The sequence below is a fragment of the Pedobacter sp. 05L430 genome (genome assembly GCF_056397585.1).
The window spans coordinates 1-18,608 of record NZ_JBFTNT010000064.1; the positions used below are offsets into that span (position 1 = coordinate 1).

11 protein-coding genes are annotated in these 18,608 nt (G+C 40.9%); all 11 read right to left on the reverse strand.

Annotation, left to right across the window (positions count from 1 at the left end):
- Positions 1–218 precede the first annotated feature (218 nt).
- A complete protein-coding gene (locus AC1DG9_RS11705) occupies positions 219–1,547 on the reverse strand; it encodes a polysaccharide lyase 6 family protein (protein ID WP_288883256.1) in 1,329 nt (442 codons plus the stop codon).
- Positions 1,548–1,552: 5 nt separating this feature from the next.
- Positions 1,553–2,989 carry an alpha-L-fucosidase gene (locus tag AC1DG9_RS11710; RefSeq protein WP_477634664.1) on the reverse strand — a complete coding sequence of 479 codons (1,437 nt, stop codon included), beginning with the start codon at positions 2,987–2,989 and terminating at the stop codon, positions 1,553–1,555.
- 97 nt (positions 2,990–3,086) lie between these two features.
- On the reverse strand, positions 3,087–4,274 hold the full coding sequence (locus tag AC1DG9_RS11715) for a glycoside hydrolase family 88 protein (protein WP_337716884.1): 1,188 nt from the start codon (positions 4,272–4,274) through the stop codon (positions 3,087–3,089).
- A 23-nt stretch (positions 4,275–4,297) separates the two neighbouring features.
- On the reverse strand, positions 4,298–6,178 hold the full coding sequence (locus tag AC1DG9_RS11720; protein WP_477634665.1) for an alpha-L-fucosidase: 1,881 nt from the start codon (positions 6,176–6,178) through the stop codon (positions 4,298–4,300).
- The gene (locus AC1DG9_RS11725; protein WP_172660228.1) at positions 6,166–7,329 is read right to left on the reverse strand and encodes an alginate lyase family protein; all 1,164 of its coding nucleotides are present in this window, start codon (positions 7,327–7,329) and stop codon (positions 6,166–6,168) included. The genes AC1DG9_RS11720 and AC1DG9_RS11725 overlap by 13 nt, the downstream gene beginning before the upstream one ends.
- Before the next feature lie 5 nt (positions 7,330–7,334).
- The gene (locus AC1DG9_RS11730; RefSeq protein ID WP_337716880.1) at positions 7,335–9,482 is read right to left on the reverse strand and encodes a glycoside hydrolase family 31 protein; all 2,148 of its coding nucleotides are present in this window, start codon (positions 9,480–9,482) and stop codon (positions 7,335–7,337) included.
- Positions 9,483–9,492: 10 nt separating this feature from the next.
- Complete coding sequence (locus AC1DG9_RS11735) at positions 9,493–12,045, reverse strand: glycoside hydrolase family 95 protein (protein ID WP_337716878.1); 2,553 nt, start codon at positions 12,043–12,045, stop codon at positions 9,493–9,495.
- Between the two features lie 9 nt (positions 12,046–12,054).
- A complete protein-coding gene (locus AC1DG9_RS11740) occupies positions 12,055–14,514 on the reverse strand; it encodes a glycoside hydrolase family 2 TIM barrel-domain containing protein (protein ID WP_477634666.1) in 2,460 nt (819 codons plus the stop codon).
- Between the two features lie 41 nt (positions 14,515–14,555).
- A complete protein-coding gene (locus tag AC1DG9_RS11745) occupies positions 14,556–15,248 on the reverse strand; it encodes a hypothetical protein (RefSeq protein WP_288883243.1) in 693 nt (230 codons plus the stop codon).
- Between the two features lie 11 nt (positions 15,249–15,259).
- The gene (locus AC1DG9_RS11750; protein ID WP_477634667.1) at positions 15,260–16,807 is read right to left on the reverse strand and encodes a RagB/SusD family nutrient uptake outer membrane protein; all 1,548 of its coding nucleotides are present in this window, start codon (positions 16,805–16,807) and stop codon (positions 15,260–15,262) included.
- An 11-nt stretch (positions 16,808–16,818) separates the two neighbouring features.
- Positions 16,819–18,608: SusC/RagA family TonB-linked outer membrane protein (locus AC1DG9_RS11755; RefSeq protein WP_477634668.1), on the reverse strand; the 1,790-nt coding region annotated here is incomplete at its 5' end.

The window sequence follows — 18,608 nt, forward strand, 5'->3', positions numbered from 1 at the left end:
AGGGTCTAAACCAATCAGATTTGGAGCCTTCTTCTTTGTTTAAAGCACAGTTGAAAGCAAGAAGTACAAAATAAACCTGACAGGTTAAACTCTTGTACATGCTAGTACTCCTGCTTTCCTAAAAAATCACCTTCTTAGAGGAGGCCTAGGAACTTTTGCCCTTTTTAGCGATGCGGGCAAAAGGTTCCAGACTCCGAAAAGAACGGTTATTTTTGCCTTTATTCGATTTTAAATACCTCGGTCATGCCTTTTTCCCAAGATGGGCCAATAGCTTCGGTTTTCCAAAAAGGCTCATGGGCTAACTCATCAGGCCTTAAGTACAATCCATTTTGATCCTTTTTTAACTTAATATTTTGAACAGCAAAACCTCTTGGAAGCTCACCAAAAGCACTATTACCTACAATCAGGTTGTCTTTAAATTCAATTTCTACCTTGTTATCATTCCATTTTAGCGGTTCATGTTCGGTTACAATTACATTTTTTGAGAAAATGGTGTTTAATGGTGGCAAATACCTGCCTGGATTATAACCAGCACTTATTGAAAAGGGTTCAGTAGCGTTAATGATCAGGTTGTTGATGATACTTGCGTTTTTAACCTGCCAGTGGCTTTTAAGTTCCGGATTTGGTAATCCGGCCATAATAGAAATTGCTGCGCTAACACTCTTTCCTGTAATACCTTGCAGGTAATTGTCGTGCACGTTATGCCCTTCGGCAATTATCCTTATTCCGCCTGTACCTGGTTTATTGTTGCCTATAAAGTAGTTTCCGTATACTTCTGAGTTATTGCCATGGCGCAGGGTAAGTGTTGCTTTACATTCATAAAACAGGTTGTTGCGGATAATATTTTTGCACGATTTAATAGATACAGCTTCCAATTCTCCGTCGCAATGTTCAAATATGTTGTTTTCAATGATGGTCTTTGAATCATGAAGGGACCAGGTGCTGTTACCTATCCTTAAAGTTTCACCGCCATTACCTCCCAATTCCGGTCTTTCTCCAAAATAGTTATGGTCTATTCTGTGGTAGTTAGGCTTGTCTGACAGCCATACCGTAAGGGTAACCCCCTGATGGCTTTTACCTTTGATAAAGCAATGATCTACCCTGTTATTAAAACCATTCATAGATATCCATCGATAATCAGCTGTTTTATCTGGGTTATTATATTCAACAATAGCAGTATTCGTTAGTCTGCACCATGTTGATTTGGTTGAGAATAGTACTACATCACCCTTGTCGATATATCCATTTGCAAAGGAAAGACCATCCACGACCAGCCATGCACCATCAATTTTAAGCGTAGAATTTCCACTTAGTGTGATACTGCCGGGTGTTGCGCTGGTAAGAGTAACAGGCTGATTTTTGGTGCCTGTTCCTTTAAATACCAATTGCTGATCTTTCCATTCTCCGACTTGCATAATCACCTTATCACCTGGTTTTAAATGTAAAACTTCCAGATCTTTAGCCGATTTTATTTTGTATTCTTTTGCGCTTAAAGCAGAGTTAAATCCCAGAAAAAGGATTAATCCCAGAACTATATTTTTCTTCATTATAATTAATCTAGTGCTCCTGTTTTCATTGCTTCTTTGGGCTTCGTCTGAATTTGATTTCCAACAATACCTTCAAACTCAACCTTTATTACACTTGCAATTGCATCTGGCGCTGCCGAAGGTAGTGCTATGGTTAAAACACCATTTTCTGTAGCGGTTTTCAGCTTGCTTTTTGTGGCTAACAATGTAGCTGAAAGCACTTCATTTTTAAGATTAGGAATAACCAATTTGCCATCTGATGGCCAATTAAATACAGAGAAATAAAGCGTGGTACCTTTGGCTGTTTCTTTTCGGGTACAGCGTCCCCATTCTAGCGGGGGTATCGGACTTGATTTGGTCGCGTAAATCGCTTCGCTATTTACTTTCATCCAATTGCCAATGGCTTTTAATCGTTCTATGCTTTCCTCAGGAAAAGTTCCATCTGGCTTAGGCCCTATGTTCAATAGGTAATTACCACCTTTAGAGGCAATATCGGCAAGGTTTCTGATCAGCGTTTCTGTCGATTTCCATTTGGTATCTGAAGTTCTAAATCCCCAGGTTCCGTTCATGGTCATGCAGGTTTCCCAGTCCATTCCATCCAACTCTGCCTGATTGGGTATTTTTTGTTCAGGAGTTTTGGTATCTCCCGGAAAATTAGGACGTTTTAAACGGTCGTTGGTAATAATCTGAGGTTGTGTTTTTAAGGCATCCTGTAATTTCAACGCTGCTTCATCTGTCATGTTTGTTGGGGTATCCCACCATAGCACCGCTATATCGCCATAATTGGTCATCAGTTCTTTAACCTGAGGTACCGATACCTCATCAATATACTGAGCAAAGGATTTGGTTTCCTGGGCAGGATCCCAATGTCCATGATGAGCTTCAGTGTAAGCGTCGACCTTTGCCGAGTCCGGATTTAACCAGCCTTCAGTCATTACCTTTCTTGCTGCAGATCCTCCTGCGTTATTCCAATCTTGGGCCTGCGAGTAGTAAAAGCCAAGTTTCATTCCTTGCTTTTTACAAGCTTCAGCCAAAGGCTTTAACAGATCTTTACCGTATGGCGTGGCATCAGTTATGTCCCACTTGCTGGCTTTTGAGTTAAACAAGGCAAATCCATCATGATGTTTAGCAGTAATGATGATATATTTCATGCCTGCGTCTTTTGCCATTTTTACCCATGCATCCGGATCGTATTTTACAGGATTAAAACTTTTAGCCATTTCCTGATATTCGGCTACCGGGATTTTAGAACKGTTCATGATCCATTCGGCCCCACCCCTAAGTTGTTCATGACCTTTATAAACCCCTGCAAACTGTGCGTAAACACCCCAGTGAATGAACATTCCAAACTTGGCCTCTCGCCACCATTTCATACGTTCATCTTTAGATAATTGTTTCTGACTGTAGCCTGTTTGTCCCAGAAAGAGAAGCGCTAACGTTATTGAAAATAGTATTCTACGCATGTTATATTTTGATAAATGTAATTGAGCAATACCTAAATTAGGGAGTAATAACTGGTTAATACTCTTTGTTTTTTGCCTATCGTTCAGCCTAATTGGCTTATTTATTTAATGCTTTGTATCTTAAAAGTGCTTCCAGATAATAATAATCTGCATAAGAAATCGGTACATCTACTTCGCTGTTAGATGGCTTTGAACCTGTACTGTGTAATAAAATAAAGCCCTTATTCTCTCCTTCAGGTGAAATATACTTTGTGCTTAAACTCTGCAACATGAGATTGGCTTTACTTTTATATAAATTCTTATTGCTGCTATATTTGCTTAATTCGTAAAGACCAGACACAATTACTGCAGCAGCAGAAGCATCTCGAGGCTCATTAGGTATACCAGGGGCATCAAAGTCCCAGTAAGGCACCAGGTCTTTTGGCATGTTTTTGTGATTAAGAATAAAGGCTGTAACATGCTCTGCCTGATTTAAATATGCTGGATCTTTTGTATAGCGATAACACATAGTATAACCATACAGCGCCCATGCCTGCCCTCTTGCCCATGCCGATTCATGACTATATCCCTGATGGGTATTCTTTTTTAAAACCGCCCCTGTGTTTGGATCATAATCGATAACATGATAAGAGCTATAATCTGCACGGAAATGATTCTTCATCGTAGTGTTGGCATGGCTCACAGCAATTTTATAGAATGATGAATCACCCGTAAGCTTAGTTGCTTCAAAAAGCAGTTCCAGATTCATCATATTGTCTATAATTACCGGGTTCACCCACTTATCCGTACTATGATCCCATGATCGGATCACTCCAGTTTTAGGATTAAATCTTTTACTCAATGTCTGCGCAGATTCGATAATTACTTCTTTGTAGTGTGGATCTTTGGTAAGCCTGTATCCGGTTCCGATACTGCAGTACACTTTAAACCCCATATCGTGGGTTACGCCATTTAGCTTTTCCTTTTCTATGTCAGCAGAAAATTTCTTTGCCTGTGTCAGCCAGTTTTCTTTACCTGTATATTCGTATAAAAACCATAGTTCTCCTGGGAAAAAACCGCTTGTCCAGTCTTTGGAGGCTACCAGTTTTAAATTGCCATGATCTAACGTTCTGGGCGAAACCAGTTCGGATTTACCGGAAGCTGCCTTTGCCTGATCTACTTCTTTAAGCATCAACTCTGTTTGTTGCGATGCCTGCTCAAATGCCTTTTTTACATTGATCTTTTGCGCAAGGGATGGTAATTGAAAAACAGATAAAATAAGTGCGGTAGAAATATATTTATTCATGATTGGGTAATGCTTTATAGGTTTTATTGAATAGGAATTAGCTGTACCTCTAACAGTTTCATTAGCTCAGCTCCTTTAATTTGTGTTGGTTTAATGGTAAGCAGTTGTATACCCACCGACGCCGAAATAACACCTGCATCCTGTGAGGTTACCATTCCATCGGCCGGAGGAACTACGGATGTGTTAATTTTAGTAGTTCCCAATTGGATTTCATAAGCAGCTCCAGAAGTTGAGCCTGCAATATATTTAACTACTACTTTATATTTGGCTGCTTGAAGTGATTTTAAGGTCCACGATAGGTATTGGTCCTTTAGCCTCCACCCATCCACATAATAGCGGTCTGCTTTACCATCGCCAAAAGTAAATTTCTTACCATGCAGTTGGGCATCAAAAGCAAGCAGTCTGTTGGTAGTGTTTTTTACTAACCGTCTTACCGTATCGGCAAGTATATTGCCTTTTACTTCCAGTACAACAACAGCATCAATAGCATCTGGCACTTTTTGAGGCAAAGTGACTACAGCATCTTCAGGCGTTAAGCGTTTGATTATCAATTTCTTTTCCGAAGGATCCGCCAAAAGATAAGCGTTACTTACATTGCTCTTTAAGCCTCCAACAAGCAGATTACCATCCGCTGGCCAGTCAAATACATGAAGGTAAAGCAGGTTAGCTTTCTGAGTAATAACACCCCATGCAGGGATAGGTAAGGCTGAACGTTTTGTGCCTTTAATGCTGGCTGAATTGGTTTTCATCCAGGTTCCTATTTCATCTAATATCCTGATATCTTTTTCATCAAAACTACCATCGCCTTTTGGACCAATATTCATTAAAAGATTACCACCCCTTGAAGCACTGGTTGCCAGAAGTTGTATAAAGAATTTAGGAGATTTATGACTGTTGTCGTGTTTTGAGTAACCATACGACTCATTCGTTGTTGGAATTGCCTCTGAGTCGCCTTCTACCGTTCTCAGTTCGGCTGGCCTATCGCCCGTGTTTAGGTAATCGCCAAAGTTGCCGTAATTACTTCTTGCAAGTCTGCCGTTGACAACGATATTTGGATCTGTTTCACGGATGGCTTCCAGTATCCTCAGATTTTCAGAAAGCGGTAGTTTATGTGGGGTATCAAACCAAAGTATATCGGGATGATACTTGTTAATTAACTCTTTTATTTGAGGAATGGMCTTTTGATCTACATATTTCACAGCTTTAGGAAGCCATTCCGGGTGACTATCGAACCAGTTTGCACCACCCAATAATTTATCACCTCCGGGATTTTGGTATTCCCAGTCGTTTCCGGGTGCATCGGGATGTTCCCAGTCAAAAGCATGAGAATAATAAAATCCAAACTTCATGTTGTACTTTTTAGCTGCTGCTGCCAGTTCCGCCATTGGATCTCTCTTAAACGGTGTTTGTTGCATTACATTAAAATCGAACACTTTACTGTCATACATTGCAAAGCCATCGTGATGTTTAGCGGTAATGATAAAGTACCCCACACCAGCATTCTTTGCTTTTAAAATCCATTCTTCGGCATTAAATTTTAATGGGTTAAATTCATGTGCCAGATCAAGATATGCGGCCCTTGTGATCTTTTCTTTCCGCATCAAATGTTCCGAATAGCCATTTACTTTTTTGCCTTTCCACTCTCCCGCAGGGTTTGAGTAAAGTCCCCAATGAATGAACATTCCAAAGCGTGCCTCTCGCCACCACGCGATGCGCTGATCGTGCGTTTTCATAGATTTGCGCCACCATCCTGCTGTTGCTGCATCTATGGCTTTCTGATCTCTTTGCAAGGCCTGATTAAACATGTTTACATCTTCATCTCCCGAAACCTGACTCTGTGCGGTGCTGCACAATAGCAGAAGTAATAGAAATAAAGAAATGTTTTTATAGTTTAGTTTAGCCATATCAAAGGATTTCTTACCGGTAGGTTTCTGATTACTTCTTCTACTTTTGGGTCATGCTCCAGCTTTAACCAGGTGTTTAACCATTCTGTTTTATGAAATGCCTGTGCTCCAAATATCAAAGCTGGCTGTGCAACGGGCCAGTTTTCCCAATACATCACATCAGGTTTTAAAGTCCACTTGCTTTTATCAGCCAGGTAAGGATAAAGATAGCTAATCCCCTTCTCAATAGATTTCCCGTCAACCGTCTTATACTCCCATAAATTATCGGTTTTAGTAGAAAGTATCTGGCAAAGCGTAGTCATGGCATCTAAATTAAAAATGGAATAACCATAAGGTTTTGTTCTCGACAGTTCTCTCGGAAAGCTTCCATCTACCGCCATTTGATCTGGCAACAACACTGTTTTATACCTTTCTTTGCAAAAGTTAAGCAATTTCTCATCCCCTGTAAGTTTAGCAAAGGATGCGACCTGCATGGTAAAGCAGGTTCCATGATTGTTCTGAGCATTCATTTCTGCTTTGCCATAAGGATGGCTCATTAACCAGCCCAGGTATTCTGTAAACCATTTTCTGGTTCCCGATAAAACCTTTGGATCTAGTACCTGTTGCATCACTATAACACCTTGTGCAACCTCTAATAGTTGTATGGTATCAATTATTCCTATCCCTCTGCCTGTAAACCTGCCTTTAATTGCCTGTGCATATTGCAGGTTTGCATTCATTAAAGTAGCAGCATTTATAAACCAGGCTTCTAAATGAACCATTGCCTGCTTTACATATTTATCATCTCCTGTTATTTTATAAGCAGATGCAAGTGCTCCAATGATTTTGCTGAACCGGATCATCGCCAACCGATGGGCAACAAAATTATCCGGATTGGTCATCCCATCTTTTTGAATATAAGGCGCGTTTGCATCTTTAGGATCAGGCCACCAGTAGTCGCCCTCCGAATAGAAGTCGTGCTTACCACCTGCACTTCTTAAGGAAGTTTCGGCTGTAACGGTAACCGGTTCTTGCTGCATAGCCCAGTTGGCCTGCTCCATTATCTGCGTTTTTAACACATTAACAGGCGCTTTTTTTATGGATGAACACGATTGCTGCACCATCATTACCACTATGGCTGTAAAGAAGATAAGTACGAATTTTCTAATCATTGCTGCTAATTGGTCATTGCTTTAAAAGTTACTTTATCAATTGTATTTGGCTTTCCGTTTTCGGCTTTAGATATACTTGTTTTCAGTTTACCACCTGCTGTTTTAGAGATGCTGATCTCTCTAAAGCTATACCCTCCTTTTTCATAATTAAAGGTCTCACCATCATCATCATAAAGCTGATATTTTGCAGGCTTGCTACCATAATACCTGATTTCCAGATTTACTTTTTCGTTAGGTTTTGGTGCATGTAGTAAGGCCGGYCCCATTGGGATAATGCCACCGTCTTTAACATATACAGGTATTTTATCCAGTCCTGGTGTAACAGTGATCACCTCTCCATCACCCGCATATTTACCGGTATAAAAATCGAACCATTTGCCTTTAGGAAATATTACTGTGCGCGTTTGCTTTCCGGTAAACATAGGAGCAACTAACAGATACTCGCCTGCCATGTACTGATCTTTAACCTCTTTACTCACTGCCTCTACATAAGGATTATCTTCAAGATTGGTGCTTTTTACTTCTTTTTTAACATCAGATTGATAACCTTCCTCCAGGTTCATTGCCCTAAACGGAGGGATTCCCTGAAAGTGGTATTTCGCAAACTCGCTGTACCAGTAAGGCATCATTTGCATACGCAAAATTGCCATGTCTTTCACTTGCTGTTCTACTTCCGGGTACGACCACGGTTTTGTACCGCTAGACCACGCATTGATCATTGCCATTGGCGAGAAAACTACCGACTGCATACGACGCAACCATTCCTCTCCGGTTTTAGATGCCCTCGCTTCGGGAGTCCACAATACCCCAGCAAAACTGCTGTTTATTAAAGCGGTAATAAAATCTTCATGGTTATAGTAATCGTTATAAATTACATAAGGCAATGAACTGCCACCACCATTAGAAGCCCGTACCAATCCATAAGTACGTTGGTTACGCTCATGATATAAGGCAGCGCTGTAGCGCTGAATAAGCAGGCCATAGGTTTGGCGCAATTGCTCTGCACTTTTACCCGATGGGAATATCGTTACATCAGGCCATAAATAATGGTCATAGCCATCTACCTCATCAAATTTATATCCGCTTATGCCAATATCTACCTGGCTCTTTTTAAGCTGTCCGAAGAAAATATCGCGGGCCTCGGGCATGGTTAGATCAGGAACTGCCCCAACCCAAACCGTATGGTCAGCAGTATAGGGTTTAATTGTCTTATAAATCGACGCTTCCGGCGATACATAAGGGTTAGTCCACAGGTTAAGTCTGATGCCTTTACCCAGCATCTCTTTTACAAAAGCAGCAGGTTCTGGATAGCGCTTAGTATCCCACTCAAATGTGCATGGGTAGGCTCTGCTTTGCCATCCCGGCTCCAGTCCGATAAAATCTAACGGAAAGCCTTTGTCCTGAAATGCTTTAGCTTCGTCTTCCACATCCTTAGAAGTAAACAAGGTTTTAACCCGCTGTGTAAAACCTAAACCCCAACGTGGTGGCAACACACCACCTCCATTAAGCAGGTTATACCTACGAACGGCATCTAATGGTTTTGGGCCTGCAAAAACATAAAACTCTACACCTTCTGCAGGAACAAGTATCTCTACACCATCAGAATAAGGGCGGGCCGACCAGCTTTTATCTGTATTACGATCTTTGGCTTCAGGCACGTTGGCACCATCTCTTTTAACCGAGGAACCTGCAAATACTTTTAAATAACGTGCTGAATTTACAAAAACGCCGTATCCATTAGATGAAACGTAAAATGGCGTTGGTGCATGGGTGCGTCCATTGTCTTTACCTCCATAATGATCTACATGGAGTTCAAGGATTTTACCGCGCTGGTGCACCGTTTGGAAGTTTAATCCAAAGCCATAAAGCTGCTCTTTTTTATCTAATGGAAAGCGCAGATAGGTTTTACCATCTGATAGTTTTCCGGTGATTTCGCTTTTTTCAAATGGGAATGGTGCATCACCCATGTTTTTTAGTCCATCAGCAGATGGTGTAGCACCTGAAGCAGTTAATAGGTTATAAGCCTCTGGTTTCCCGACACTGCCTTTCCATACACCTGGAGCCACTACTTCCCATTTAATATCCTGTGCGGCAAGATCAGTAGTTAAAAGTAAGAGCAACAGATACATCGGGTATTTAAATATTTTGTTCATGAAGGCAATTTTATAGGGTAATTATTTTATAGGTTTTTCCTTTTTCTGTTTTAAAATCAACTATATAGCCTTGCTGTACCGGAACAGATTGCAAAGCAGATTTAGCATTGTTCTTATATTGCGGTTTGTACGGTAGTTGTGTAAGTAGATTTGGGTTTGATCCGTTCACATGCTGTGCATCTGCTTCCACCACCTTTACTTTTTGCAAGGTTCTTAGGCGGCAGTTACCACCAATTTCCGACTTTATAAGTGCTTGTGCAAGCTTTCCGTTCTTCCAATCAAGGTTTACAACAAAATTGCCCCTGGCTTTAATTCCTTTTATGCTCCCTTCTTTCCAGGCATCTGGTAAGGCTGGCAATAAGCTTAGCATCCCGTCCTGACTTTGTAAAAGCATTTCGGTCATGCCTGCCGTTGCACCAAAGTTTCCATCAATCTGAAATGGAGGATGTGCATCAAAGAGATTGGGRTAAGTTCCACCTCCGCTCATTTGTTCCTTTTCTTTTGTGGGGTCTATATAGGCAAAAGCATCTTCCAGTATTTTATAGGCATGATTGCCATCCTGTAACCTGGCCCACCAGTTTATTTTCCAGGCCATAGACCATCCTGTGCTTACATCTCCTCTGTATATCATAGATTGTTTTGCAGCGCTCGCCAGTTCAGGTGTTTCAAATACAGAAATCTGATTCCCGGGATATAAGCTAAACAAATGAGAGATGTGTCGATGGGTATCTTTTGGATCATCCCAATCCTGAAACCATTCCTGTAACTGACCATACTGACCAATATGAAACGGATACAGCTTCTCGCGTGCAGCGATCAGCTCTGCTCTAAAATCTGCATCCTCATTTAAGGCTTCCGAGGAAGCAATAATATCTGTAAAAAGCTGTCGCAGAATAGACATATCCATGGTTGAGGCCATAGAGAGCTGATATTCTTTACCTTTTATTTTTACCGTATTTTCAGGAGAGGTAGACGGATTTGTGATTAAATAATTGCTGTTAGGGTCCTTAATGAGCCATTGCAGCATAAACTCGGCAGCTCCTTTCATTAATGGATAAGCGGTATTTTTTAAGAAAACTTTGTCGCCAGTAAATTGGTAATGCTCATATAAATGGGTGCTAAACCAGGCACCACTCATAGGCCATGCAGACCATCTTGGCATCCCCTTAGGGTCTGAATCGTAACCACCTGGAGGGGAGCTCTTAGCCCAAAGATCAGAGTTGTGGTGTACCACCCAGCCCTTGTTTATATTATAATTAACCTTGGCTGTTTTAGCGCCATTTACCGCCAACTCCTTCATAAAATTAAACAGCGGCTCGTGACATTCAGAAAGGTTTGTGTTTTCTGCCAGCCAGTAATTCATCTCGGTATTAATGTTTGTGGTATAATTACTGCCCCAAGGTGGTTGTACCATATCATTCCAGATTCCCTGCAAATTGGAAGGTCGTGAACCTGGTCTGGATGCTGCAATCATTAAATACCTGCCAAACTGATAATACAATGTTTGCAATCCCTGATCGTTTTTGTTCTTTGCATATTGCAGCAAACGCTCATTTGTGGGTTGCTGTTCTGCCGCAGGGTTTGCTTTTAGCTGAAACCCTACTCTTTTAAACAACTGCTGATAATCGGCAACATGCTTAGCTTTTAAATCATTATATGCTTTTGCATAAACCTTGTCCAGATTTGCTTTAGTTTCAACGGAAGGGTCTTTGCCGTTTAAACCGGGAGATTTATCAAAGCCGTTAAAACTCGTGGCCTCTGACAAGTATATCGTCACTGCATTTGCATTGGCTACTTCTACCTGCTGGTTATTGATTTTTACGGTACCCCCTTCATTTTTTACTTTAATACGAATCTCGAAGTTCATCCCCTCTCCCGATTGCTCATCGTATTCTATTTGTTTCGGATCGTAATCTCTGTTTGCTACATATTTTGGTGCCTTCCCTGTAAGGATAAGCCCGTTCTGATCTGCACCATTAACATTAAACCGCAGCTTACTTGCTAACCCGGCTTTAAAGTTTAAAGCACCCGGCTTGCTGGAGGTTATCCTCACCAGTAATGCTTTATCCGGATAACTGGTAAAAACTTCTCTTTTGTAAGTTACCCCATCAATAGTATAATTCACTGCAGAAATGGCGGTATTGATATCCAGTTCTCTTTTGTATGATGTGGTTACACTATCCTTGCGGTTATCCAGAATATAAAGCTCGCCCAATGGTAAATACCTTGCCGAATATGGACCCTGCATCTTTTTCCAAAGTAGGGCAGCCTGATCGTAATTGCCTTCAAAAATTGCTTTACGAACCTGAGGCAAAACCTGCGGACCGTTAACATTGTTGCCAGCATCTGGAAAGCCAGACCAAAGTGTATTGTCGTTTAACTGGATGCGCTCGCGGTTTACGCGACCATAAACCATTGCGCCGGTTTTACCATTGCCTAAAGGCAATGCCTCTTCCCAGGCCTTTGCCGGTTTATTATACCACAATTTAAGGTTATTTGTTTGTGCCTCTGCGCCGATACTCATTAGGATAGCGCCTGATAATAAAGCCTGCTTTAATTTCATTGTACTCATTTAAAGTTCTATAAATGCAGAAGGTATTCCAGTTGCCTTAACACTGGCTACGCTTTTTCCGCCATTTAGTTTTACACTAATAATTGCATGCCCGTTACTTAGCTGCACTTTTCTCGATCCGCTGGAAGTCCCCTGATCGTCTACCAGACTTCCATCTCCAATTAAGCCAAATGTGATGTAATTTGCGGCATCCAGACACAATATACCTTTATCATCAGTCAATTTTACCTGAATTGTTGCAACTCCTTCTTTTTCTGAAACTTTTTCTAATACCATTTTAGCCGGTTTAGTCCATTTTGCAGTCTGGTACTGTTGACTGATCTCATCCGTTATAGTCTTACCATCCTTAGTAGCCACTACTTTAAAGTTATTGGTTCCTTCATTTAGTTTCACCATCCACCTTAAACCCAGCGCCGGGAAGCTTTTAATGTTTCGTTTTTTCTTGCCCAAACTTTTACCGTTCACAAAAAGCTCAGCTTCATCGCAATTAGAATATACTTTAACCATTTTTTCCTCTCCTGCATCTCCCCATCTTACCGGCCATGAATGTCCGTAAATATGTACCATCGGCATTTTTGTCCAATAGGCCTGAAAAACATAGTAAGATTCTTTTTTGGTAAAGTCTCGCTCTACAACCCCTTTTTGATTCACATAAGGAACAGGATTATCCGGACGAATTGGTGTAGAGAAATCTTTAAATGGCCAGTACGCTGTACCTGTTAACCAAGGCATAGATTCCTGCTCTTTTAAATGCCAGTCTATCAGGTTCACAATATAGCTTTCGCTCCAGTCGCCATCCTTAGATACCCTTGCACTACCTCCATATAATGATGCATCACCTTCTCTTTCATCTGCCCCTACGCCTGTTTTAACCAGGCTTAATGCTTTATCCGGACTCTCAGAATGGCGGCCGGCATGACTATCGCCACCCCATTCTACATGCAGAAAATGGTCTACACTTTCAAATTCCTTTTTAGAGGCTTCCTTATACTCCGTATAAATACCACGGTACCAACCTGCCCATATAGAAGGCGAATAAACATCAACAATGTCTTTGCAGAAATCACATCTTCTAATCGCTGTTTTCCTTGATGGATCCAGCTTATGCGAAAGGTCGTTTAACTCTTTCATAAAAGCCCTGATCTTGTCCTTCTCAAATTCAGCAAAATCCCCTGGCCAGTCATTTTCATTGCCAAGCCCCCAGATAATTATTGAGGCATGATTGTAATGCTGCTMAATCATATTGGTCAGCATCCTGCGTGCCTGATCTTTATAAATATCGCCACCTAAACCGCCACGGCACCATGGAATTTCCTCCCATACCAATATTCCCAGGCTGTCGCACAGATCAAGCACTATTCTCGATTGCTGATAATGGCCCAGGCGGATAAAGTTTACGCCCATATCTTTCATCATCATCATTTCCTGCTTTATCATGTCCTCGGTCATTGCCTGCGCTACTCCGGCATGATCTTCGTGCCTGTGCGTTCCTCTTAACAGCATTCTTTTGCCATTCAGCATGAAAGGGCCCTTTTTTACGAACTCGAAATTTCTGAACCCKATCTTTTCCTGGTGAACACTTGTTTCGCTTTTAACGTTCACAATAGTTTCAACGGTGTAAAGATTGGGTTGATCGGTAGACCAGAGTTTTGGGTTTTTAACCACGGTATCCYAAAGCACCTTATCGCCTGTAAAAGCCCTGATTTCCTTTTTCCAGCTCGAGATTACATTACCCTGCGGATCTTTAAGATTAATCTTTACAGAAATTGTATCAATCCCATCCGGGTTTAATAATCTGGCCGCCACCGTTAATCTACCTGAACCGCCTTTTGCATCAACGCTTGCATCGGCAAATACTTTATCTAAAGATACCTGTGGAGTATAAACCAAATTTACATAGCGGTACAAACCACCATATACATTAAAATCGGATAAGCTGGAAGGGATCATTTCCAGATCCCTTGAATTGTCGCAGCGTATTTCTACAGGAATTTTGCCCTTAAATTCCTTTTGAAAGACTTCATTTTTTTTGAAGGCCTCCACCTCATCTGTTATATCAATAGTGAATTCATCGTAGCCGCCAACATGTTCACCTACCTTTTTGTTGTAGATGTAAACCTGTGTTTTTTGTCCGGCACCCTCAAAGTGAAGCAAAGTTCTTCCCTTTTGGTATGGGTTGGCAATTGTTAGCTGTGTACGATACCAGCCTGGCCCCTGATAGTAATTCACATCAGGATCTACCGCATCGGTAGCATTAAAGCAATGCGGTAGCGTAACCTTCTGCCAAAACGGAACACTTTCCGGATTGCCTTCCTTAACTGGCCTTACCGCTTCCCAAACACCTCCCAGATCGCCTTTTAAATATTCCCAGTTTCCGGATAAACGTTGTTTTTGTTGTGCAAATAAGTATTGGTTGCAAATCAGCAATCCTAAAAAGAGTATCAGTCTGTATTTTTTCACTTTTATCAATATAATTTATAGGTATAATCGGTTTCTAAGGACTATTCAGGAATACTTGTGGTTAATACTCCCCCAATTACATGTATGGAGCCATTTGTTGCCTGTATGCTGCTGGTTCTAACATTCAATACCTCATTTAACACAATCGGATAATCAGAGGTATTAGATGGCGATGAATTAAGCACCTTAATGGTCATAATTGAATTAGGGTTAGGCAAAAAAACACTGGTTGATGTAATACCCACCGGTAACTGATTCCAGTAGCCTTTTGGTGCCAGTGTATTGCCTTCTATTGTTTGAAGCGCAGGAATGGTAAAGTGATCATGCTGTCCCTCCACAATAAGATACAAGAGGTAGTTTTTAACAAACTCTTTAGGATAATCGTCCCATTTTGTCGCAACTTTATTATTTATTTTATAGGTACCCCAAAAGTTGGTACCAGTAACAGCACCGTTATTTAGCAGTATAAATGTTCTGTTCGGCTTTTTGTATTCATTTGTATCTATCCCGGAATACTCAATAGCTTCCATCATCCTGTCAAATATCCTTGCCTCGCTATTAGCCCCTCTGGATCTGTCCTTTAGGTATTGCCATGTACTCTTATAGATCTTTGGGTCTACAGTATGCGGAACCCTGTCGTAGTTTTCCTGCAAGTCCAGCCCTGCAAGAGAACATCCCGAAATTAAAGTAGCAACAGTGGCTACCGTTAATATATTTCTAAATAAATTCTTCATTTTCCTGATCATTAATTGTAAGTTGGATTTTGAACTAATTGCCTGTTGTCTTCCAGAACAAAGCGGTTTATCGGCCACAACAGTTTTTCTTTCAACGGCCCAAAACCACCGGTTGCAGGCACTCCACCTTGCAGCCTGGTAAGTCTTCTGTTAATTACAGGATCCATTATTTTGTTCACATGGTTAGTACGAACCAGGTCAAACCATCTTTTACCTTCTCCAAAAAGCTCATATCTTCTTTCCTGAAGGATGGTATCTTCCATAGCAGTTTCATTTGCAACCGAAGGATCATCAGCAGACAGCGCGGCCAAACCAGCACGCACCCTAATAAAATTCAGGTATTTCAAGGCTCCTGCACGGTCGCCCGTTTTATTTAGCGCTTCAGCATAAGAAAGATAAACATCACCTAAACGGTACATCACCAGGTAAACATTGTACTCTTTAGCAGGCTTGCCACCTCCCGGGAAACCAGAACCCGGAACATCATAATATTTAAGTAACCTATCGAAATGTGCCAGCGTTTTCAAAGTATCAAGTGTTTTAGTCACTCTGGTATCAGCTTTATTCAGTTTCCAATCGTTGTGAATTACTGAATCCAGTCGAATGGTAGTGTTAGACTCTCCTATTGAAACTGGAATGCACGCGCAACCGTTATTTAAGTTATCCCAGTAAATGCTCCAGATCGCCTCTTTAGAACCTGTTGGATCAAGAAACAATTTCGGTTTCCAATCTGCCTGGCTCTCAAGATCTGTGATCTCATTACCACCATACACCTTGCCCGAAGGTGCTTTTGCTGCAAAAACTCTTTTGATCCACATTATTGCATTCTCATAATCCTGAGGCTGGTTATTTGCACCTGCGTTCCACATGTAAGCATCTGCTGCAATTGCAGCTATACCAGCCTCACCGATTAACCATACATTAGGCGTTTGAAGTTTCTGCGTTAATGAATATGCTTTTWCCAGATCAGCAAGAATAATCTCCTTCATGATCTTATCCTTAGATTCTCTTGGCCTCTCATCTTCCTGTGAAAAATCATCATATGGTTCAGTCCATATTGGTGCATCTCCCCAGAGCCTGATGATATAGAAATAGCACATTGCCCTCATTGCATAACATTCTGCCAAATTCTTATCCCTTATTGCCGGAGTAATCTGGTTATCTAAAGAAGCCGCTTGTGGAATGTATTTGATTGCGGTGTTTGCTCTTCCAATAGTTCTGTACAGCTCGGCCCACGATGACTGTGCATTTCCCGAGGTAAGGTTGTTTAATGAAAGCTCCTGCATGGTAATGTTGTTATAACCAGGATGCAAATCAAAATTATCTGATCKGGCCTCTCCCCAATAATGGTACTTACCGCTAAAATTTGCCCCCGTACCTGTCATTACCTGCTGAAAGGATCCGTAAACACCGGCCATAGCAGCATTTACATCTTTTAATGATTTAAAATAATTCTTGGCAGACACCTGTGTTAATGGTTCTTCGGTAAGGAACTTTTTGCAGCTGCCTAAAAAAAGAACTACACTAAATACCGCACTTATATATAATATTTTCTTCATGATTTCTGATTTTAAAATGTAAGGTTAACGCCCAAACCGAATTCTCTTATTTTAGGGTATCGACCAGAATCATTACCCGGTTGTAGCTGATTTGAGGTACTGAACTCGGGATCAAACAAGCTGTAATTTGTCCAGGTTAAAAGGTTCTGTCCAAAAACATAAACCGTTGCCGATTTCATTTTAGCCTTTGCGGCTATTTTAGGATCAAGCGTAAAGGCCAATCTGGCACTGCTTAACCTGATAAATGCGCCATCTTCCAGATAAAGACTGTTTTGTTCATAACGCATGTTTCCTCTTGTATCCTTGCGTGATGCCATAGGATATTTGGTTACATCACCTTGCTTATACCATGAAGTAAGTGCAGCATCCGGTGTTGGCGGAGAATAAGTAGAGTTAAATCGGTTCTGGTCAGCAGCTACCCTGTTATAGATTTTATTACCGAACTGACCATTAAACAAGAAGCTCAATGAAAATCTCTTGTATCTAAAGGTATTACTTAGTCCGAAATAATAAGTTGGCAAACCATTTCCGGCAATGATCTTATCATTGTCGTCAATATTTCCGTCATTATTAGCATCAAACCACTCAGTGTCACCACCTTGCAGTTTTACATTGTTATAATATTTACTTTTAACAGTTCCGGTGTATGGTTGCCCATCTAAAGTATATCCTCCAAAACTGGTCACTGTGCTACCATCTTCACTAACCACCACGTTTATAGGAGTAAGTCTTTTACCTTCGGGTGTATATGCATTTGACACATCGTATTGGTAAACACCAAGATTCTTAAAAATAAAGAAGTCACCGATTTTACCACCTTCCTGTAYCAGCCATTTATTACCCGATAAAAATGCAGTACCATCAGCAAGTTTCTTCACTCTTGCTTTAGGGAATGTAATGTTTGCATTTACGTCCCAGCCAAACTTCTCGGTTTTAATTGGAGTGCCCACAACGGTAAATTCCAGACCTGTATTTTCTATGGTACCTAAATTTACTGCAACCTGAGTTTTTCCTGTTTCTTTAGCCAGCTCGCTCTGATAAAGCAGGTCTTTCGTGGTTTTGTTATAGTACTCTGCTGTAAAAGTTAACCTTCCTTTGATCATGGTAAGGTCTATTCCATAATTGGCAGATGTAGCTGTTTCCCATTGGATAAGCGAATTTCCTAAAACCACATTCTCTGCTGCTCCGCTTAACCCGTTATAATAGTTACCGCCAAAATTTATGGTAGTATACGATTGATAATCGCCGATAGCATCATTTCCCGCTGACCCATAACTATATCTTAACTTTGCATCATCCAGAAAACTTTTGCTCCAATCCATAAATTTCTCATCAGAGAATCGCCATGCGGCCGACATAGATATAAAATTTCCCCATTTGTTATTTTCTCCAAATCTTGAAGATCCGTCTCTGCGGATAGTTCCCTGAACAATATATCTTCCTTTATAGCTATATGATCCCCTTGCCAGCAATGATACATTTGAATTTGCTGTCGCAAATGTTCCCGTATTTGTAGGGTCAATTATCCCCACATTCGAAGTAAAAATATCGTCACTCAACAACTCCTCTACCCTGATTCTATACTCATCCCTACGTCTTCTATCGGCAGTAAAACCAGCTACACCAGTTACTGTATGGTCTTTGCCAAAAGTTTTGTTGTAGTTCATATAGGTCTGACTTTCCCAATAAACCTTTCTTTCTGTTGATCCTGTTCCTGTAGAAAATGCAGCATTGTTTATAATAGCCGGAGTTACATTTCTACTGTTTTGATTATCGAGTTGAGCATTGAACATGGTAGTAA

Excerpts from the sequence above, each read along its gene's own strand:
- AC1DG9_RS11705 (WP_288883256.1), bottom strand. The coding sequence starts at position 1,547 with ATGAAGAAAAATATAGTTCTGGGATTAATCCTTTTTCTGGGATTTAAC.
- AC1DG9_RS11715 (WP_337716884.1), bottom strand. The coding sequence starts at position 4,274 with ATGAATAAATATATTTCTACCGCACTTATTTTATCTGTTTTTCAATTA.
- AC1DG9_RS11725 (WP_172660228.1), bottom strand. The coding sequence starts at position 7,329 with ATGATTAGAAAATTCGTACTTATCTTCTTTACAGCCATAGTGGTAATG.
- AC1DG9_RS11745 (WP_288883243.1), bottom strand. The coding sequence starts at position 15,248 with ATGAAGAATTTATTTAGAAATATATTAACGGTAGCCACTGTTGCTACT.